Source organism: Magnetospirillum sulfuroxidans (genome assembly GCF_018224925.1).
Lineage (GTDB): Bacteria > Pseudomonadota > Alphaproteobacteria > Rhodospirillales > Magnetospirillaceae > Magnetospirillum > Magnetospirillum sulfuroxidans.
The window spans coordinates 545,296-565,656 of record NZ_JAGTUF010000001.1; the positions used below are offsets into that span (position 1 = coordinate 545,296).

General features: G+C 60.9%; 19 protein-coding genes. 4 read left to right on the plus strand and 15 right to left on the minus strand.

The window, feature by feature from the left end:
* Positions 1-73: 73 nt before the first annotated feature.
* Genes KEC16_RS02555 through rpiB form a run of 10 tightly spaced genes read right to left on the minus strand, consistent with a single transcriptional unit; the run spans position 74 to position 7,599 of the window.
* Complete coding sequence (locus tag KEC16_RS02555) at positions 74-541, minus strand: flagellar basal body-associated protein FliL (protein ID WP_346344011.1); 468 nt, start codon at positions 539-541, stop codon at positions 74-76.
* Complete coding sequence (gene thiL, locus KEC16_RS02560; protein WP_211546077.1) at positions 538-1,542, minus strand: thiamine-phosphate kinase; 1,005 nt, start codon at positions 1,540-1,542, stop codon at positions 538-540. The genes KEC16_RS02555 and thiL overlap by 4 nt, the downstream gene beginning before the upstream one ends.
* 7 nt (positions 1,543-1,549) lie before the next feature.
* The gene (gene nusB, locus KEC16_RS02565; protein ID WP_211546078.1) at positions 1,550-2,032 is read right to left on the minus strand and encodes a transcription antitermination factor NusB; all 483 of its coding nucleotides are present in this window, start codon (positions 2,030-2,032) and stop codon (positions 1,550-1,552) included.
* 12 nt (positions 2,033-2,044) lie between these two features.
* Positions 2,045-2,482: a 6,7-dimethyl-8-ribityllumazine synthase gene (locus KEC16_RS02570; RefSeq protein ID WP_211546079.1), complete on the minus strand. Its 438-nt coding sequence runs from the start codon at positions 2,480-2,482 to the stop codon at positions 2,045-2,047.
* A 10-nt stretch (positions 2,483-2,492) separates the two neighbouring features.
* Entirely contained in the window at positions 2,493-3,641 is a 1,149-nt protein-coding gene (ribB, locus tag KEC16_RS02575) for a 3,4-dihydroxy-2-butanone-4-phosphate synthase (RefSeq protein WP_211546080.1), read from the minus strand.
* On the minus strand, positions 3,613-4,206 hold the full coding sequence (locus KEC16_RS02580; protein WP_211546081.1) for a riboflavin synthase: 594 nt from the start codon (positions 4,204-4,206) through the stop codon (positions 3,613-3,615). Before KEC16_RS02580 ends, ribB begins: the two co-directional genes overlap by 29 nt.
* 13 nt (positions 4,207-4,219) lie before the next feature.
* On the minus strand, positions 4,220-5,293 hold the full coding sequence (gene ribD / locus KEC16_RS02585) for a bifunctional diaminohydroxyphosphoribosylaminopyrimidine deaminase/5-amino-6-(5-phosphoribosylamino)uracil reductase RibD (protein ID WP_211546337.1): 1,074 nt from the start codon (positions 5,291-5,293) through the stop codon (positions 4,220-4,222).
* A 16-nt stretch (positions 5,294-5,309) separates the two neighbouring features.
* A complete protein-coding gene (gene nrdR, locus KEC16_RS02590) occupies positions 5,310-5,777 on the minus strand; it encodes a transcriptional regulator NrdR (RefSeq protein WP_211546082.1) in 468 nt (155 codons plus the stop codon).
* 57 nt (positions 5,778-5,834) lie between these two features.
* The gene (glyA, locus tag KEC16_RS02595; RefSeq protein ID WP_211546083.1) at positions 5,835-7,112 is read right to left on the minus strand and encodes a serine hydroxymethyltransferase; all 1,278 of its coding nucleotides are present in this window, start codon (positions 7,110-7,112) and stop codon (positions 5,835-5,837) included.
* 37 nt (positions 7,113-7,149) lie between these two features.
* Complete coding sequence (rpiB, locus tag KEC16_RS02600) at positions 7,150-7,599, minus strand: ribose 5-phosphate isomerase B (RefSeq protein ID WP_211546084.1); 450 nt, start codon at positions 7,597-7,599, stop codon at positions 7,150-7,152.
* Between the two features lie 342 nt (positions 7,600-7,941).
* Here rpiB and KEC16_RS02605 point away from each other — a divergent pair, with 342 nt between their 5' ends.
* Positions 7,942-8,406, plus strand: coding sequence for a Ros/MucR family transcriptional regulator (locus KEC16_RS02605; protein ID WP_211546085.1), 465 nt, complete (start codon positions 7,942-7,944; stop codon positions 8,404-8,406).
* A gap of 144 nt (positions 8,407-8,550) precedes the next feature.
* On the plus strand, positions 8,551-8,706 hold the full coding sequence (locus KEC16_RS02610) for a hypothetical protein (RefSeq protein WP_211546086.1): 156 nt from the start codon (positions 8,551-8,553) through the stop codon (positions 8,704-8,706).
* Here KEC16_RS02610 and KEC16_RS02615 read toward each other — a convergent pair.
* Both KEC16_RS02615 and KEC16_RS02620 read right to left on the minus strand, forming a co-directional pair.
* Positions 8,683-11,748, minus strand: a complete 3,066-nt coding sequence (locus KEC16_RS02615) for an efflux RND transporter permease subunit (RefSeq protein ID WP_211546087.1) — start codon at positions 11,746-11,748, stop codon at positions 8,683-8,685. The two genes, KEC16_RS02610 and KEC16_RS02615, sit on opposite strands and share 24 nt — an antisense overlap.
* Before the next feature lies 1 nt (position 11,749).
* Positions 11,750-12,805 carry an efflux RND transporter periplasmic adaptor subunit gene (locus KEC16_RS02620; protein ID WP_211546088.1) on the minus strand — a complete coding sequence of 352 codons (1,056 nt, stop codon included), beginning with the start codon at positions 12,803-12,805 and terminating at the stop codon, positions 11,750-11,752.
* Between the two features lie 181 nt (positions 12,806-12,986).
* Between KEC16_RS02620 and KEC16_RS02625 the strand changes: the two genes are divergently transcribed.
* Both KEC16_RS02625 and KEC16_RS02630 read left to right on the plus strand, forming a co-directional pair.
* Positions 12,987-14,297: a diguanylate cyclase domain-containing protein gene (locus KEC16_RS02625; protein ID WP_211546089.1), complete on the plus strand. Its 1,311-nt coding sequence runs from the start codon at positions 12,987-12,989 to the stop codon at positions 14,295-14,297.
* Positions 14,298-14,309: 12 nt separating this feature from the next.
* Complete coding sequence (locus KEC16_RS02630; RefSeq protein ID WP_211546090.1) at positions 14,310-14,957, plus strand: DsbA family oxidoreductase; 648 nt, start codon at positions 14,310-14,312, stop codon at positions 14,955-14,957.
* 4 nt (positions 14,958-14,961) lie between these two features.
* On the opposite strand, the gene KEC16_RS02635 is transcribed toward KEC16_RS02630, so the two are convergent.
* The 3 genes from KEC16_RS02635 to KEC16_RS02645 all read right to left on the minus strand — a co-directional run bounded on the left by KEC16_RS02635 (position 14,962) and on the right by KEC16_RS02645 (position 20,357).
* Complete coding sequence (locus KEC16_RS02635) at positions 14,962-16,518, minus strand: inverse autotransporter beta domain-containing protein (RefSeq protein ID WP_211546091.1); 1,557 nt, start codon at positions 16,516-16,518, stop codon at positions 14,962-14,964.
* A gap of 114 nt (positions 16,519-16,632) precedes the next feature.
* On the minus strand, positions 16,633-20,109 hold the full coding sequence (gene mfd / locus KEC16_RS02640) for a transcription-repair coupling factor (RefSeq protein ID WP_211546092.1): 3,477 nt from the start codon (positions 20,107-20,109) through the stop codon (positions 16,633-16,635).
* On the minus strand, positions 20,106-20,357 hold the full coding sequence (locus KEC16_RS02645) for a succinate dehydrogenase assembly factor 2 (protein ID WP_249208646.1): 252 nt from the start codon (positions 20,355-20,357) through the stop codon (positions 20,106-20,108). The genes mfd and KEC16_RS02645 overlap by 4 nt, the downstream gene beginning before the upstream one ends.
* Between the last annotated feature and the right edge of the window lie 4 nt (positions 20,358-20,361).

A 20,361-nucleotide genomic window follows, 5' to 3' on the forward strand; every position in this document is an offset into this window, starting at 1 on the left:
GATGGTTCCAAGAACAAGCACCCTAAGTCCACTGAAATATGCCGGAATATTCCAGCAATATTGCATCGCAACATTACTTAACCGAGGATTGGTCTATGAGAACACCCTTAACAAACCCCGGCCCTAGGGTTCTTTCCGACAATTTGAGCAATCTCTGGCTGACCCCCACGGGGTCAAGACGACGGCCATTGCGCAAGTGAATGGGTAAATATTCCATCATGTCCTGCAAATAGGCGTTTTGCAGACGGGGGATATTTTGGGCAACGATTTCGCGTTTTTCGAAGGGAACTTCCAGACGCAGGATGATTTCCACCTGCCTGCGCACCTCGTGATCCTCGATCACCGGGACCGACAACAGGCCGTATTCGACAAAAGACGGCGGCGTCGTCACGACCTTGGCCGCTCCGCCTGGGGCGGCCGGCGCATTGCCGATCAGGCTGTTGAACTTTTCCAGCGGATCAATGCCCCAGAAATACAGCCCGCCGACCAACCCGCCCATCATCAACAAGAAGGCGATAATAATGAATACTAGGCGTATCACGGCTGTTCCCCCGCATTGCTGAAATGCCGCCAGCCCCGTTGCGCCACTTCCATGGCCTTTCCCTGCCGGTCCATCACCGCGACCCCCTGCCCGGCCGTCATCTGGCCGATAGCGCTGAGGGCAACACCGCTGTCATCAGCCAATTGACGTATCCTTTGCGTCTGCGCCGGGTCTGCGGTGAAAGCAATTTCGTAATCATCCCCCCCGCCCAAGATACAGGCAAGCCAGGAATTGTTATTCTCTGTCGCGGTACGCGCCGCCACCGATAGCGGCAGGTCAGCCAGGCGAATTTCCGCCGCCAATCCCGATTGGCGGGCCAAGTGCCCCAAATCCTGCACCAGACCATCCGAGATATCCATGCCGGCCGAAGCCACGCCGATCAAGGCCGGACCCAGCGCGACCCGCGGTTGCGGCAACAGATAGCGATGGATCAGGAAATCTCGGTGTAGCGGATTTAAATCCGTTAGCTGGCCCTGTCGCGCCCGCAACCCAAGAGCTGAATCACCAAGCGATCCACTCAACCAAATGAGGTCTCCGGCCCGTGCCCCCGAGCGTAGCAGCGCCCGCCCGGTGGGAACATGGCCGAAGGCGGTTAAGGACAAGGTCAGCGGTCCGGGTGTCGAAACCGTGTCGCCGCCGATCAGGGCAATGGAAAATTCCGCCACATCCTGGCCCAGCCCATCGGCAAAGGCCCGCAACCATTCGGCTTCGATGCCCTGGGGAAAGGCCGCGGCCAGCATCACGGCGAAAGGCACCGCCCCTTTGGCGGCAAGATCGGACAGATTGACCCGCACCAGTTTACGGGCAATCAAATCGGCGGGATCATCGGCAAAAAAGTGGACGCCCGCCACCATGGCATCCATGGTCAGCACCACTTGCCGCCCTGGCGGAACATCCATCAGGGCGGCATCGTCGGTCAGATTGAAGGCGCCCGGATAGGATGCCGACAAGGGAGCGAATAATTGGGCGATCAGGTCGAATTCGTCTGGAGCGCCGCTCACCGGGCGATCACGGCGCGGGAGCGCCGCCACCTTCGAATTCCGCCGGACGCAGGTTGCGGGCCATGCGATCCATCACGGCATTGACCAAGCCCGGTTCGGGGCCGGAATAAAATGCGTGAGCCACATCCACATATTCGGTGATGGCCACCCGAGCCGGCGTCTGCGGCCGCGACTTCAACTCAAAGGCGCCGGCGCGCAAAATCGCGCGCAAAACCGATTCCAAACGGTCCACGGTCCAATCCCGCGCCAAGCCCGCCGCGATCTGGCGATCCAGCTCCGCCCCTTCGGCGGTGGCGCCGCGCACCAGCAAGGACACCAGATCACCATCCGGATCGGCAAGTTTTCCGCGCGGTTCGGATTCCAGGCGCTGCCGGAATTCGTCCAACGCCTGTTCGGCGCTAACGCCGGTAATTTCCATGGAATACAGCGCCTGCACCGCCGCCAGACGGGCGGCGGAACGGCGGGTGGCGCCGGAATTGGGTTTGCGCAATTGGTTTCTTCTTCAGCTCAGTTGCAGATCGCGTTTGATGTCCAGCATGCGCAAAGCCGCCTTGGCCGCCATGCCGCCGATATTCTTGCGGGCCGGATCGGCCCGCTTCAACGCCTGGGCCTCGTTATGGACGGTCAGCACGCCATTGCCCAGCGCCAAATGATGACGCAGCGACAATTCGGTGCAGCCGCGCATGCATTCGGTGCAGACATGATCGTAATGATCGCTTTCGCCACGAATGGCCGTCCCCAGAACCACATAGCCGTCATAGGGCTTGCCCGATGCGACCATGAATTCCAAGGCGGCGGGAATTTCCAGCACGCCGGGAATGGTCACCACCTCGAAACTGGCCCCGCCATCCGCCAAGGCCTGGGTGGCCCCGGCCAACAGCATGTCAGCCAGATGGGTGTAAAAGCGGGCTTCGATAACCAGGATATGCGGCGACGTCATGACGCCCTCCTCAGACCGTCGTGATCGGGCGTTGTTCGACCACCTTAAGGCCAAAGCCTTCCAGGCCGACGATGGTCTTTTGCGTATTGGACAGCAAGATCATTTCCTCAACCCCCAGATCCAGCAAGATCTGAGCCCCGACGCCGTAATCGCGCAGTTCGGCCGGGGCCGGCTTGGAATCCAATTGGGCGCGAATGCGATCCGACAGGCTGGTCGGGCGCGGTTCACGCACCAAGACGATGACGCCGCGACCATGAGCCGCGATGGTTTCCATGGCGGAATGAAGCTGTCCAGCCTTGCCCGAACCTTGGTCGCCGAGAACATCATCCAAAATATTGACGGCGTGGACACGCACCATCACCGGGCCTTCGCCGGAAATCTCGCCCTTCACCAAGGCGATGTGTTCGGCGTAAGCCACTTGGTTGACATAGACGACCATACGCCAGTCATTGCCCCAGGTGGAATGAAAGGCCGATTCGACTTCACGCCGAACGATCTTGTCGTGACGGCGACGATAGGCGATCAGATCGGCGATGGTGGCGATCTTTAAGGCATGGAACTGGGCGAATTTCACCAGATCGGGCATGCGCGCCATGGTGCCGTCGTCGTTCATGATCTCGCAGATCACGCCCGACGGGTTGAGACCGGCAAGGCGAGAGATATCCACCGCCGCCTCGGTGTGACCGGCCCGCACCAAGGTACCGCCGTCACGGGCCATCAACGGAAAGACATGGCCGGGGGTGACGATGTCGCTTTCGCCCTTCTCCGGGTCGATGGCCACCTGCACGGTCCGCGCCCGGTCGGCGGCGGAAATGCCGGTGGTGACGCCTTCCTTGGCCTCGATCGAGACGGTAAAGGCGGTCTGCATCCGGGTGCCGTTATCGGCGCTCATCGGTTTGAGGCCCAAGACCTCGCACCGCGCCCGCGTCATCGACAGGCAAATCAGGCCACGGCCGTACTTGGCCATGAAATTGATGGCGTCGGGGGTGGCCATCTGCGCCGGAATGACCAGATCACCTTCGTTTTCGCGATCTTCGTCATCAACCAGGATGAACATGCGGCCCTGACGGGCTTCCTCGATGATCTCTTCGATCGGCGACAGATACAGATTATATTCCGAGACCACGGGCCTATTCCTTGTCGAGAAGCCGGGCAACATACCGGGCCAACATGTCGATTTCCATATTCACGCGATCCCCTTGGCGCAACCGGCCAAAGGTGGTCACCGCTTGGGTATGGGGAATGACATTGATACCAAAGCGCCGTCCGTCAACCTCATTGACGGTCAACGAGACGCCATCCAACGCCACACTGCCCTTGGGGGCAACAAATTTGGCCAGGTTTTCCGGCGTTTCGAAGACGAAACGCTTGGATTCGTTTTCGTCAGAAATGGCAACGACCGTGGCGACGCCATCCACATGACCGGAAACGATATGGCCGCCCAATTCGTCACCCACCTTCATCGCCCGTTCCAGGTTGATGCGTCCGCCTTCGGCCCAATCGCCCAAAGTGGTCTTGGAAATGCTTTCCGCCGACACCTCGACCGCATACCAATCGACGCCCTTATCGACAATGGTCAGGCACACGCCGTTATGGGCGATAGAAGCGCCGATATCGATGGAAGCCAGATCATAGCTGGTCTTGATCTCGAACCGGGTTTCCTTGCCGGCGTTGCGGACAACGCGGTGAATTTCGCCCAAATCGGTGACGATGCCGGTGAACATCGGCCGCTACTCCTTAGATTTTTCTATAATTTTCCACGATATCCACACCGATTGGGCGGACATCAACGCATTCGAATCCCGGCATCTGCGACAGGTGATCGACACCAAAAGCCACCGCCGCCGGCAAGCCATCGCCCCCCATCACACGGGCGGCGCGGAACCAGACCAAGCGGTCAACCAGATCGTGACGCAGCAAGGTGGCGGTCAAATGGGCGCCGCCTTCCACCAATACGCGGGTAATGCCGCTTTCGGCCAAAACCCCCAGCGCTTCAACCATGTCGATACCGTGGTCGTTGCCGGGCAATTCCACCACATCGACCCCCGCATCCTCGTAAACCTCGCGCCGGGTTTCATCGGCCCCTTCCAGGGTCAACACCCAGGTGGCAACGTCATTGGCGCTGGATACCAATTTGCTGGTCAAGGGCAGGCGTAGCCGGCCATCGACAACGATCCGCACCGGCGAACGCTCCGCCAGACCTGGCAAACGACAGGTCAATTCCGGATCATCGGCCAGAACGGTGCCGCTGCCGACCATAATGGCGTCGCTCTCGGCCCGCAGCAAATGGCCGGCCTGACGAGCCGCTTCGCCGGTGATCCAGCGGCTTTCGCCGCTATGGGTGGCGATGCGGCCGTCCAAGCTGGTGGCCAGTTTAACGGTGACCAAGGGGCGTCCACGGGTGATCTTGGAGAGGAAACCGGCATTGAGTTCAGTTGCCTCGGCCGCCATCACCCCGGTGACCACGCTCAGTCCCGCCGCGCGCAACAAGGCGATGCCACGCCCGGCGACACGGGGATCGGGGTCTTCGATGGCCACCACCACCCGGCGAATGCCGGCAGCCATCAAAGCTTCGGCACAGGGCGGAGTCTTTCCGTGGTGGGAGCACGGTTCCAAGGTGACGTAGGCGGTGCCGCCTTTAGCCGCATCACCGGCCATGGCCAGGGATTCGGTTTCGGCATGCGGCCGCCCCCCCGGTTGGGTCCAGCCGCGCCCAACAACACGGCCGTCGCTGACAATGACGCAGCCGACGGCGGGATTTGGCCAAACGTTGCCCAGGCCGCGCTTGGCCAAGGCCAAGGCGGCACGCATATGGGCGCGGTCGCCGTCAGAGATCGTCGTCGCTGCCACCCACCATCTTTCCCAGGAAATCCTCGAAGTCCTTGGCTTCGCGGAAGTTGCGGTAAACCGAGGCGTAACGGACATAGGCGACCTTGTCCAGGTCCATCAACACATCCATGACCAATTCGCCAATATATTTGGACGGCACTTCGTTTTCGCCCATGCTTTCCAAGCGACGATGAATGCCGTTGGCGATACGGTCGATCTGTTCTTCCTCGACCGGACGCTTGCGCAGTGCAATTCGAAGTGATTTCAAAAGCTTGTCACGATCGAAGGGCGAGCGTGCGCCATCTTTCTTGATCACCACCAGATCGCGGATCTGCACCCGTTCAAAGGTGGTGAAGCGCGAACCACATTCAGGGCAGGACCGACGGCGACGAATGGCCGAATTGTCTTCGGTTGGCCGCGAATCCTTTACCTGGGTATCATCGTGGCCACAAAACGGACAACGCATGCGTCACTCCCCCAATAGGATTGTCGGAGCCTTGACCCAAGGCTCCGACATTTCTTGTTATTGATAGATCGGGAAACGGCGGCACAGTTCCGCCACTTCCGCCCGTGCCTTGTTTTCGGCGACGGAATTATCATCCGGATTGGCGGCCAGACCGTCGAGCACGTCGCCGATCAATTCGCCCACCTTGGTGAATTCGGCGGTTCCGAAACCACGGGTGGTCGCCGCTGGGGTCCCCAGCCGCACGCCCGAGGTGATGGTCGGCTTTTCCGGGTCGAACGGGATGCCGTTCTTGTTGCAGGTCATGCCGGCATGTTCCAGGCTGGCCTCGGCCGCTTTACCGGTCAGCTTCTTCGGCCGCAAATCAACCAGCATCAGATGCGAATCGGTGCCGCCCGAAACGATGGCGAGGCCGCGGCGAACCAAGGTGTCGGCCAAAGCGCGGGCATTGGCGACCACCTGATGGGCGTAATCCTTGAAATCCGGCTGCAAGGCTTCACCGAAGGCCACCGCCTTGGCAGCGACGACATGCATCAACGGACCGCCTTGGATGCCGGGGAAGATGGCCGAGTTGATCTTCTTGGCCAAGGCTTCGTCATTGGTCAGGATCATGCCGCCACGCGGACCACGCAGGGTCTTATGGGTGGTGGTGGTGACCACATGGGCATGGGGGAACGGGCTGGGATAAGAGCCACCGGCGACCAGACCGGCGAAATGGGCCATGTCGACCATGAACAAGGCCCCCACTTCGTCGGCGATCTGGCGGAAGCGCGCGAAGTCGATTTCGCGCGGATAGGCCGAGCCGCCGGCGATGATCAGCTTGGGCTTATGTTCCTTGGCCAGCGCCTCGACCTCGTCGAAATCGATGCGGGCGTCTTGCAGGCGCACGCCGTATTGGATGGCCTTGAACCACTTGCCCGACTGGTTGGGGGCGGCGCCATGAGTGAGGTGACCGCCGGCGGCAAGCGACATGCCCATGATGGTGTCACCGGGCTGGACCAACGCCATGAACACGCCCTGATTGGCCTGCGACCCCGAGCTGGGCTGAACGTTGGCGAAGCCGCAACCAAACAGCTGGCAGGCGCGGTCGATGGCCAGCTTCTCGACGATATCGACGAATTCGCAGCCGCCGTAATAGCGCTTGCCGGGATAACCCTCGGCATATTTGTTGGTCATGACCGAGCCTTGGGCTTCCAGAACCGCCCGCGACACGATGTTTTCCGACGCGATCAGCTCGATTTGATCTTGCTGACGCGCCAATTCCTTGGAGATGGCGTCGAACACGTCGGCGTCACGGTCGGCCAAGGAGGTGCGGAAGAAAGCGTCTGTATTGGTCATCGTCGGACTTTCGTTAGAAGCAAATGACAAAATCGGCTTAGTCCTGGCCGTTTTCAGCCAGTTTGGCGACACGGCGGGCATGACGGCCGCCCTCGAATGCGGTGGTCAGAAAAATATCGGCGCATTGCTTGGCCACTTCCGGCCCCATGGTGCGTCCGCCCAACACCAAGACGTTGGCGTCATTATGTTGGCGGCACATGGCCGCGCCATAGGCGTCATGGACCAGGGCGGCGCGGACATGGGCGAAACGGTTGGCGGCGATGGAAATGCCGATGCCGGTGCCACACATCAAGATACCGCGGCTGGCGGAGCCGTCCTTGAGCGCCTGGGCCATGGCGACGGCGAAATCCGGATAGTCCACCGACTGCGAATCATGGGCGCCAAGGTCCAGGACCTTCACCCCTTTTTCCCGCAGGAAAGCGGCCAGCATGGCCTTCATTTCCAGGCCGCCGTGGTCCGAAGCAAGAGCGATGGTTTCTGTGGTCATTGTCCGGGTCCCGAAGTTTTCACCTGACAGAGGGGCTACATACCATATGTCCGCGCAGCTTGCCAATGCACCACCATCTCATGGGGTATACAAGAATGACGCCTCTCGCATTGGCGAAGACGTCCGAAAACGGTGTGGCAACAGGCTGTGCGTAGAAAAGAAGCCGTTTGAAATGAACCGTGGCGACTGCTGCCGCCATACGAAAAGCCAAAGGGTTTTACTGATGGCGGCAATCATGGCAAGAACTCGTTATTCGATTTCATCAATTTGGAATTGACTCACAAGATCAGGCATGCGTTCAATGACAGCCATGTGGAAATAACAGTCTTTTGGACTAAGATCATGACCGACAACATCGCCGACAAAATCAGCCATGACGAAATTCTGCGGATGGCCGTTGACGTCGTCTCTGCCTATGTCAGCAATAATCCGTTGCCCGCCGGTCAGATCCCCGAGATCATCAACACCGTTTACTCGTCGCTGTCCGCCCTTGACGGCGGCCCGATCGAACCAAAGGCCGAAGCGCTCAAGCCGGCCATTTCGGTGAAAAAATCGGTCAACCCCGATTATATCATCTGCCTGGAAGACGGCAAAAAGCTGAAGATGCTGAAGCGGCATCTGCGCACCACCTACAACATGACCCCGGACGAATACCGGGCCAAATGGGGCTTGCCGCCGGATTATCCGATGGTTGCTCCCAGCTATGCCGCCCAACGCTCTGATTTCGCCAAAAAGATCGGTCTGGGCCGCAAAGCCGCAGAGGTCGCTGAAAAGCCGGCTCCCCGCCGCAAGACCACCACCAAGTAAGATTTCCGCCGGATCGGCGCGATGCCATACCCCGCCCCTTCCAGGGCGGGGTATTTTCATGGTCGGCCGCGTCAATTGACCAGGATCAGGGAATGATCCGTGCCGCGCCCTCAGATTAGGGGGAACGAATGACGGAGCATGGCCATGTCCGAGGCGCAAATCACCCTGATCTTCATGGTCGCCGCCATCACCGTCACCGCCATCGCCCTGAAACGCAACAAGGCCCTGGGAACCAGGGCCTTGTTGCTGGTGTTGTTCAGCACCGCGATTGTCGGCTCATTCCTGTTTCTGACCTTGTGAGGCGACAATTCCCCCGTGGCGATTGCGCTTGGCCAATAAAGTATAGGCGACCGGCACCACGAACAGGGTGAAGAAGGTGCCGACACTGATGCCGCCGACGATGACCCAGCCGATTTGTTGGCGGCTTTCCGCCCCGGCGCCATGGGCCAGGGCCAACGGAATGGCCCCCAGCACCATGGCGCCGGTGGTCATCAGGATCGGACGCAGACGCAAGGCGGCGGCTTCCATCACCGCTTCCCCCATGGCTTTGCCCTGGTCGCGCAACTGATTGGAAAACTCAACGATCAGAATGCCGTGCTTGGTGATCAGACCGATCAGGGTGACCAAGCCGATCTGGCTATAGACGTTGAGAGTGCCCCCCGACAATTTCAGCGCCGCCAGGGCGCCGGCCATGGATAACGGCACCGTCAACATGATGATGAAAGGATCGACAAAGCTTTCGAATTGCGCGGCCAACACCAGATAGATGAACAACAAGGCCAGGGCGAAAGTCATCCACATGGCCGAACTGGAACTTTTGAATTCACGCGACGGGCCGTTGTAATCCAGTTGTGAATTTCCGGGCAGAACCTTGGCGCCAATGGCTTCAAGTTCGGCCACCGCTTGCCCCATGGTGTAGCCAGGGGCCAGATTGGCGCTGATGGTGGCGGCACGCAATTGATTGAAATGGTTCAGTTCGCGGGCGGCAACCCCTTCTTGCAGGGTCAGCAGGTTGGACATTTGCACCATGTCGCCCTTGTCACCACGCACATAAATGCTGGTCATGTCATTGGGGTTACGGCGGTCGACGTCGGCGACCTGAACAATGACGTCGTATTGTTCCCCTTCGCGCTTGAACCGGGTCACCTGACGGCCGCCAAGCATGGTTTCCAAGGTGCGGCCAACCACATCGACGGAAGAACCGATATCGGCGATGCGATCACGGTCCATGCTCACCTTGATCTGCGGCTTATTAAGCTTGAGGTCGGAATCCAGGCTGATCAAGCCTGGGATCTTGCTCGCCTCGGCCATGAAGGCGTCATTGGCCTTTTGCAGGTCTTCGTAGGTGCCGGCACTTTGAATGACCACCTGCAACGGCTTTGACGACGCCCGTTCGCCCAAGGACGGCGGATTGACGGCGAAAGCCAGCATGCCCGGCACGCTCATCAGCTTGGGCATCAGGCCGCGCGCCACGCTCATTTGCGAAACGCTGCGTTCGCTCCAATCCTTGACCCGGACAAAGGCCAGCATTTGATTGACCACCGGCACGCCGGTCAGGACGAAATAGCGCTCGACCACCGGCACGTCGGCGATGAAGCGTTCGACCATGCGCGAATATTTATCAATGTTGCCGACGGTGGCGCCCTCGGGACCGATGCCGATGACAACAATGGTGCCGCGATCCTCGGTCGGTGTCAGTTCCGATTTTAGCGACAAGAACAAGGCAATCGCGGAAACGGCGACGACGGCGCCAAGACCGACGATAGCCGGCCGCCCCCCGAGCGAACGTTCCAGCATCCGGCGATAGCCCTGGGTCATGGCTTCAAGAAAGTTTTCGATGAGCACATAAAGGCGGGAATGCTTGGCTTCGTGCCGCAACAGGCGCGAACACATCATCGGCGACAAGGTCAGCGCGGCAAAGCCCGACACCATCACCGCCGCCGCCAGGGTCAGGGCGAATTCCACGAACAATTTGCCGGTTCGTCCGGTCATAAAGGCCAGCGGCACATAGACGGCGGCCAGGGTAATGGTCATGGCGATAACGGCGAAAGCGATCTCACGCGCGCCGGTGATGGCCGCTTGCACCGGCTCCATCCCCTCTTCGATGTGGCGAAAGATGTTTTCCAAGACGACGATGGCGTCATCGACCACCAAACCGATGGCCAGAACCATGGACAGCAAGGTCAAGGTGTTGATGGAGAACCCCAACACATACATCAGGGCGAAGGCGCCGATCAGGGACACCGGAATGGTGACCAACGGAATAAGGGTGGCGCGCACCGTGCGCAGGAAAAAGAAAATGACCAGAACGACCAAGATGACCGCTTCGGCGATGGTGCGAAATACCGCCTCGATCGAGCGTTCGATGAAGACCGAGCTATCATAGCCCACATCCACTTTCATGCCTTCGGGCAAGCTATCGCGGATTTCCGGCAACACGCCGCGCACCGCCGCCGACACGTCCAGCGGATTGGCCACCGATTGCTTGACGACGCCCAAAGCCACCGCCGACGAACCATTGAAACGGGTCACCCGGCGTTCATCCCGGGGGCCGATTTCGACCTTGGCGACATCCCCCAGACGGACGGAATAGCCTTTGCTTTCGGCCAGGATGATGTCGGCGAATTGTTCCGGCGTCTTGAGATCGGTTTCCGACAAAACAGTGAATTCGCGCTCGGCCGATTCGATGCGGCCGGCCGGAACTTCCAGATTCTGGCGTTTGAGAGCGTTTTCCACATCCTGCGGGGTCATCGCATAAGCGGCCAGACGCACCCGGTCGAGCCAGATGCGCATGGCGTATTTGCGCTCGCCGAAGATCCGAATATCGGCGACACCGGTCAGGTTCTGCAAACGGGTGCGGACGAAACGCCACGCGTAATCGGAAACGAACAAGGCGTCGTGACGGTCAGAGGAAAAAGCCAGATAGATGATCGGCTGGGCGTCGGCTTCGACCTTGGCGATTACCGGCTCGTCCACGTCATCGGGCAGTTTTCCGCGCACGCGGGCGACGCGATCGCGCACGTCGCTGGCAGCCGAATCGGCGTCGCGGGTGACTTTGAAGCGGATGGTGATCTGGCTGCTTTCCGAACGCGACAACGACGACAGCACGTCGATGCCTTCGATGCCGGCCAGGGAATCTTCCAAGATCTTGCTGACCTGGGTCTCGACAATCTCGGCCGAGGCCCCTTTATAGGTGGTTTCGACGGTGACCACCGGTTCGTCGATATTCGGATATTCGCGCACCGGCAGGCGGTCATAGGCGACCAATCCGACCAGCACGATCATCAGGCTCATCACCGTGGCGAGAACGGGCCTGCGGATACACAGTTCCGGCAGGCGCATGTCAGCCTCCGCTCTTGGCGGCGACCACGGACACGCCGGGACGCAATTTCATCTGCCCGGCGGTCACCACTTCATCGCCGGCATTCAGGCCTTCGGTGATTTCCACCATTCCCTTGGTGCGACGACCGGTCGTGACCGGACCGGGCTGGGCCTTGCCGTCAATGACACGGAAAACGATGGTCTGTTGGCCTCGCGGCACCAATGCTTCTTCTGGAACGGACAAGGCGTTGCTGACTTCGTCCACCGTCAAGACCAAGCGAACGAACTGACCAGGGCGCAAGGCGGCATCGCCATTGCCGACACGGGCGCGAATGACAATGGCGCGACCATTTTGATCCACGGCCGGATCAATGGCGTAGACCGTACCGGCGAACTGGCGGCCGGGATGCGAATCGGTGGTCATGGCCAAATCCAGGCCCGGACGCATGACGGCGGAGAAAATTTCCGGCACCCGGAAATCCACCTTGATCGGGTCGGTGGCTTCCAGATTGACCATATCCTGGCCGGGTTGCACGTAAGCGCCGATACTGACGGTGCGCAAACCCACGGTGCCGGCGAATGGCGCACTCAGCACGGTCTTGTCCAACTGAACGCGAGCCTGTTCGACCTTGGCCTGATCGACGCGCAGCTTGGCTTCGGCCTCGTCGCGGGCACGTTCGGTCCCCGCCCCCTGCCCGGCCAGACGCACGGCGCGATCGGAATTGGCCTTGGACAAGGCCAGATTAGCCTGAGCCTGGACCAGATCGGCCGCCAGCGATGAATCGTCGAGCCGCAGCAACACTTGGCCCTTGGTCACCCGAGTCCCTTCGTCAAAGCCGATGGCTTTGATCCGGCCCGAGATTTCCGGCCGGATCACCACGGCCTCATCGGAACGCAATGAACCAAAGGCGGTGATCTCACGGGCGATGGGGCCGACCGTGACCGCTGCGGTTTCCACCACCACCGGCCCGGCGGCAACCGGAATTTGCGGCGCTGGCGCCGTCTTGCTGAAATACCACCAGCCCCCCACGGCCAAAGCGGCACAACCAATCGCCAACAGGCTCGCGTTTTTTCGCATGATGGCCTTCCGCCGCTTTAGAAATACTGATCCCGAATAACGGAACTGAACAGTTCGGTCAATCCAACCCTCTGGCCAGTTCTTCGGCCATGAAGGCTTAAATGCAGATGCCCCCTTATGGGATCGGCTGATCCGTATTATCCTGGGGCCGTCACATATGCCTGTCAGGATCGGGAACCCTATGATTCGCCTTGCCAACGTGCTGATCATCGACGCCAACACCGCCCGTTCGGCGACTCTGAAGGAGCGTCTGGCCCGTGGAGGGTACCATGCCGGCACCGCCGACAGTGTGGCAAAGGGTCTGGAAAACGCCCATATCGAACACCCCGACCTGATTTTGATCGGCACCCCGGACCAGGGCGACGCCGTGACCTTGGGCAGCCAAATCAAGCACGATCTTGAGATCGCCGATATTCCCGTCGTCCTGATCGCCGACCGGCTGCTGGCCGAATTGTGCGGCCAATGTCTGGATGCCGGCCTTGATGACGTTCTCAGCATCAGCTGTGACGACGCCGAATTGTTCGCCCGCATGCGGCCTTTGGTCCGCCTTGCCACCATGCACACGGAATTGCGCCAGCGCGCCATCACAGCCCGCAGCTTTGGCGTCCAAGCGCGCGACCGCATGGTCAACAGCGCCGATACGCCGGCCACCATTTTAATTATCGGCGACGACCCGGAACCGGTCGGCGCCGTCTTGGCCGGATACGGCGAAGTGGTTTTGGCGACCAGCCTGTACGAAGCCGAGGATCTGCTGGTGCGCCGCAATTTCGATGCCGCCGTGCTGTCTTTCGCCCAGGAACCAGAGGGCCTGCTCAGCTTTTGTTCGCAGGTGCGCAACAATCCGCGCCTGTTCAACCTGCCCATGGTCCTGCTGGCCGGTCTGGGCACCGACAATGCCGATTCCTATCGCCGGGGCGCCACCCGCGTGCTGGGCCGGCCGGTGGAACCGCTGGTGCTGAAATCGGCGGTTTTGTCCTTGGTCCGGCGCCAGCAATTGCGCTGGAGTATTCGCGGCGCCTTGAACGACAGCTTGGCCCCCTCCACCCGCGAAGCCGTGACCGGCGCCTATAGCCGCGCCTTTCTCGAGGCTTATCTGGGCAGCCGCATTGAAACCGCCAAGACCCAGGATCGGCATCTGGCGGTGGTGTTCTTCGCCGCCCCCAATATCGAGGGCGTCCGTCAGCAATTCGGCGACGATGCCGCCTTGCACCTGACCCAGCAGGTCGGGCAATGGATCACCGGCCTGTTGCGGGCCGAGGACCTGACCGCGTCATTCAAGCCGCATGAATTTTGCGTCGTCTTGCCCGACACCCCGATTCACGAAGCCGAGGTGGTCATGCACCGCATCGCCGGTGTCCTGGCCTATACCGATTTCGCCGTCCGCGACGTCTACCAGCCGGTCAAGGTCTGGGTTCAGGTGGGTTGCACCGTCGTCGATGGCCAAGACAGTTTGGACAGCGTATTGTCCCGTGCCCGTCAAAACCTGGATTAAAGGCGCCTTGGATTGAAGATCGAATTCATCTTCGATACCGTTTGCCCCTGGTGCTATGTGGGAAAGCGCCGTTTCGAGCGCGCCTTGGCGCAACGGCCGGGGACGCGGACCGAGATCGTCTGGCGGCCGTTCCTGCTGAACCCCGATATCCCGCCCGAAGGCATCGACCGTCGGGCTTATCTGGACCGTAAGTTCGGCGGCCCGGCTCGGGTTCAGCGCATTCATGCCGCCGTCGCCGCCGCCGGCAACGCCGAGGGCATCGACTTCGCCTTCGATCTCATCAATCGCGCCCCCAACACCTTGAATTCCCATCGGATGATCCGTTTCGCCGCCGGCTTTGGATGTCAGCAAGAAACGGTTGAAGCACTGTATCGCGCTTATTTCACCGAGGGTCAGGATATCGGTGTCATCCAAATTTTGGTGGGGTTGGGGGAAAAGCTGGGCATCCCCGCCGACGCGCTGGAAAACTATTTGCGTTCGGATACCGATATCAGCGCGGTGCTCAACGACAACGCCCGCGCCCATCGTCAGGGCGTCAACGGTGTGCCCTGCCTGATCCTGGACGGTTCCTACGCCCTGGCGGGCGCCCAGGAGCCCGACATCCTGCTGCGCCTGATCGACATCGCCCGCCAGTCGGAAACGGAACTGGCATTGTCCTGAGCCATCACTGGCAGACGGTGCCGTTGGTGAAGCTGACGCTGCCACTGGCGAATGGCCCGCCGTGACAGGTGCCGCTGACCAGGATATTTCCAGTGGAAGACGCCGCGTTCAACGCGGTGGCCCCGTCGGCATTGAAAGCGTAGCTGACAACGCCTGCCGCGCTGATGGAATTGTTCGATACGCTCAGTCCGGTGGCGCCGGCGGCCTCAATGCCGACGGCGCCGACGGTGGTGGCGCTGGACTGGATGGTGTTGTTATTGACCACCGCCCCCGTCGTTGTCACTATATCGACAGCAATGGCACCTTGGTTCGCACCGCTCACGATCAACGTGTTGCCAGTGATCGTCACGTCAGACTGGCTTTGGGCCCTGATGGCGTACACAGCCCCAGCCCCAGCGGCTGTGTTCGAGACGGTCAGCCCGGAAACCGTGCTGCCGTCGGCCATAGTGATGGAAAAAATGGCGGCACCGGCCTGGGTGGTGATGGCGGCCTGCGTCGCCACATTGGCGACGCGGCCCGAGGCGCTGCGCACACTGATGCTGCCGGACTTCACCGTCTGCCCAATCTGAAGATTGATCTGGGCATTGGTGCTGAAACTACCCGACAACAACACCGTGCTGTTGGCGCCGGCAGTGGCGAGAGCGGTATTGAGTGCGGCCGCGGTGGTGGTGGACGCGCTGTTGACCACGGTGAAAGGCTGGCCATCGGCCAATTGCGACGCCGTTTCGGCGGGGCCGAAAGTTCCGGCCTGAGAGACGATGTCGATGTCGCGGACAATGGGGTCGGTCATGCGCCGCTCTTGCTGCGTCAGACGGGACAGCGGCGTATCGGCTTGAAGCGGGATGCGCAGCCGAGCCGTCAGGAAACCCTGAGTGCCGCGCGGATCGTCGTGCTGAACCTCGGCTCCCAGCGACAGGCGCGAACCGTCCCACAAATACGGGACCTCATCGAAGCTGAGATCCAGTCGCCCGCGTGGTCCGCTGACGTCGGGGACAGTGTCGGCGTCGGCGCTGAAACGATAGCCGCCACCGTAAAGACGCAGATTGGTGCCTGATTCGGCATCGAACAGCGGGAGCCGCCAGCCGATTTCGCCGTCGAAACCGCCAAGGGAATGTTCCTCGCCGCCCCTGAAAATGACACTGGTGCCGGAAAGCTCGGCGGTGTTGAGGCTTTCGACCTGGTGGTGGGTGGTCCCCACCGGAATATAGGCGTTGGCGCGGACATCCCAGTCGCGGCCCAGCAATTCGGCACCGATGGTCACCTGACTGAAATAATTGCCCTGACCACTGCGGCGGCGGTCGAAATAGCCGTATCCGCCCAGGTTCCAACCATCATCCAGCATGTGCCGCAGGCCCAGACCGAAATTACCTTCGCGCCCGCCTTCGTCATCCAGGCGGGTGCGAATGCTGGCGAACAGCAAAGTGTCGTCATCTTGCACCACCGGCAGAAACAGGTCGGCTTCCCCCAGATGACGGTCGGTTCCCGCCTTGCCTTCCAGGTCGATGTGCCCGCCCCACTTGGCTTCATTTTCCCCGGCCCACGCATGGGCATTCGCTGCCATGATCGCCGCAAACGTAATGCTGGCAGATCGCATATCTCGTCCCCCCGAAATGCACACCCCATAGCATGTTAGAGGAGAGGAAATCTCAAGGAAACCGCCTTTTAGTACTTTACATTAAGTATATGTGGCATCGATGCGGGCGATGTCCACCAGCTTGGCGATCAGCTTTTGCGCCAGCTTCACCCGCTTGGCCGGTTCGTCCCAGGCGCGGATGAAGACCAGCTTGTGATCGGGACGCAACTTGGCGGCGCCAGCCTGCTGGGCGATGTATTGCACCAGACCGATGGGATTGGCGAAGACATTGCCGCGGAAGGTAACCACCGCGCCCTTGGGGCCGGCATCAAGTTTTTCCACCCCGGCCTGTTTGCACAAGGCCTTGATGGCGACGACTTCCAGCAGATTTTCCACCTCGGGCGGCATCTTGCCGAAGCGGTCGACCAACTCGGCGGCCAGTTGATCGATTTCCTCGCGGTCGGCCAAGGTGGCGATGCGCCGGTACAGTGACAGCCGCACCGACAGATCGGCCACATAGGTATCCGGGATCAGCACCGGCGTGCCAAGCGTGATCTGCGGCGACCATTCCTCGGCGGCGATTTCCCCGTCGCCACCCTTAGCCGCGGCGACGGCTTCCTCGATCAATTGCTGATACAGCTCGATGCCGACCTCGCGGATATGGCCCGATTGTTCCTCGCCCAACAGATTGCCGGCACCGCGAATGTCCAGATCGTGGCTGGCCAATTGGAAACCGGCGCCCAAGCTGTCCAGCGCTTGCATGACCTGAAGTCGTTTTTCCGCCGCTTTCGACAAAACCTTGTCGGTGGGCAGGGTGAAATAGGCATAACCGCGCGTCTTGCCGCGACCGACACGGCCGCGCAACTGGTACAATTGCCCCAGGCCGAACATATCGGCGCGGTGAATGATCAGGGTATTGACGCTTGGCATGTCCAAGCCGGATTCGATGATATTGGTGGAGAGCAGCACGTCGTATTGCTTGTCGCCGAAAGCGGTCATCACCTCTTCCAGCTCGGTCGGCGTCAGCCGGCCATGGGCGATGGCGCACTTGACCTCGGGGACCAGCTTGGCCAAACGGTCGGCGACGCGGTCGATATCGGCCAGGCGTGGGCAAACATAGAACACTTGGCCGCCGCGATAGCGTTCGCGCAAGATGGCTTCGCGCAGCACCACCGGGTCAAACGGCAAGATGAAGGTGCGAACCACCAGACGGTCAACCGGAGGGGTGGCGATGACGCTCATTTCCTTGACGCCGGTAAGCGCCAATTGCAGGGTGCGCGGAATCGGCGTCGCCGTCAGGGTAAGGACGTGCACATCGGCCTTGAGTTGCTTCAAACGCTCTTTGTGACCGACGCCGAAATGCTGTTCCTCATCGACAATCAACAAGCCCAACCGCTTGAAATTAATCGATTTGGCCAGCACCGCATGGGTGCCGACGACGATGTCGACCGAACCGTCAGCCAAACCGGCCTTGACCTCGGATGCCCGTTTGGCGGTGACCAATCGCGACAATTGCTCGATCTGCAACGGCAGGCCGTTAAAGCGGTCGGTAAAATTGCGGTGGTGCTGGCGCGCCAGCAACGTCGTCGGAACCACCACGGCCACTTGCATCCCGCTCATGGCGGTGACAAAGGCGGCGCGCATGGCCACCTCGGTCTTGCCGAAACCGACATCGCCGCAGATCAGCCGGTCCATGGGCCGGCCAGAGCCGAGATCGGCCACCGTATCCTCGATGGCACGGGCCTGATCCTCGGTCTCGGCATAAGGGAAACGGGCGCAAAACTCGTCCCACAGCCCTTCCGGTGGGCTGAGACTTTCGGATGTGCGCATCTGGCGCTGAGCGGCGATGGCGATCAACTGATCGGCCATGTCGCGGATGCGTTTCTTCAGCTTGGCCTTGCGCGCCTGCCACGCCGCCCCGCCCAGACGATCAAGCTGGGCGTTGGCCTGTTCCGAGCCGTACCGGGTCAGAACCTCGATGTTTTCCACCGGCACGAACAGCTTGTCGCCGCCGTCATAGATCACCCGCAGGCAATCATGCGGCGCGCCCGAGACTTGCAGCGTCACCAAGCCGTCATAACGGCCGATGCCGTGTTCCAGATGGACGACCAAATCGCCTTCGGACAAGGCCGAGGCCTCGGCCAGGAATTGCGAGCCCTTGCGTTTTTTCTTGGCTGGGCGGGCCAGCCGGTCCCCCAGCAAATCCTGTTCGGTGATCACCGCCACCTCGGCGGTGACAAAGCCGTGATCCAGCGCCAACGCCACCATGGGCAAGGACTTGGCCGGAGCATTCAAAGCCTCGGCCCAATTGTCCACCTGTACCGGGTTAAGCCCATGATCGGCGAGCACATGCGACAGCCGATCGCGCGAGCCGGCGCTCCATGCCGCCAGCACTACCCGGCGTTTCTTTTCCTCGGCCACATGCAGGCGCAAAGCTTCGTATACGTTGCCGTCGGGCCGGGTGCGCACATCGGCGAAATCGCGCCCGGCGCGGCCGCCGGCATCGGCGCCGTCGTCACTGGGGGCAAAGGGCGACAGGTTCAGACTGGGGCGCGCCGTCAGCAGCCGGTCCCATTCATCGCGTTCCAGATACAACCGATGGGGCGGCAACGGGTGATAGACCATGCCCGATTCGGCCAGACCGGCGCCGGTGATGGTGCGGCGGGCGTCGTAATATTCCAGCACCAGGGCATGACGGGCGTCGCGGGCCTCCATCACTTGATGGTCAAGCACCGCCAGGGCATCGGGGACATAGGCGAACAAGGTATCCATGCCGTCATGGAACAACGGCAGCCAATGTTCCATGCCGTTGAACTTGATGCCTTGGGAAATCGCTTCGTACAGCGGATCGGGACCGCTGACCACGCCGAACATCTCGCGGTAACTGGTGCGGAAACGGGCGATGGAAGCGTCGTCCAAGGGCACCTCGCTGACCGGAGCCAACGAGAATGACTGCAAATGACCGGTTGTGCGCTGGCTCATCGGATCGAATGAACGGATGCTTTCCAGATCATCGCCGAAGAAATCCAGCCGCACCGGCTCGGGCGTGCCTGGGGGAAACAGGTCAAGGATACCGCCGCGCACCGCATACTCGCCCGGTTCCATCACCGTATCGGTGCGGCCATAGCCGTTGCGGTTCAAAAAGGAGACGACACCGTCGAGATCCAGACGGTTGCCCACCACGGCGGCAAAGCTGGCCGCCGCCAGCATCTGGCGCGGCGGCACCCGTTGCACCAGGGCGGCGACCGAGGTCAGCACGACCCGTGGCCCCTGCCCCGGCCCCTGCGCCAGCCGCGACAAGCCATCGATGCGCCGGGCCACCAGGTCCACATGCGGCGACACCCGGTCATAGGGCACGCAATCCCAGGCGGGGATATCGATGATCTCGACATCGGCGGCGAAGAACGCCAGCATCTCGGCCATGCGGGCCATGCGGGCATCGTCGCGGGCGACATACAGCACATCCCGTCCGACCCAGGCGCGGGCCAGTTCGGTCAACGCCAGGGCATCGACCCCCTCGGGGGTTCCGGCCAGGCAATGATGACCGGTGAAATCTGTTATGTTTTTTATATTAATCAAGTGATTGCAGCTTCATTTTGAACGAATGCCTTAACCATGCTCATGACGTCATGGTCCAGATGAGCCGGGGCCGCCTGCTTGCCGGTGACCCAGTTGAACAGATCGGTGTCCGTTTCGGCGATCAAGGTCTCGAACCGATCCACCTGTTCCGGCGTCAAGGTGTGCAGATACTTTTCGGCGAAGCCGCCGAACAAGATATCGTTTTCGTTCGAGCCCATATGATGGGCGCGGAACTTCAGTCGCTTCAATCGT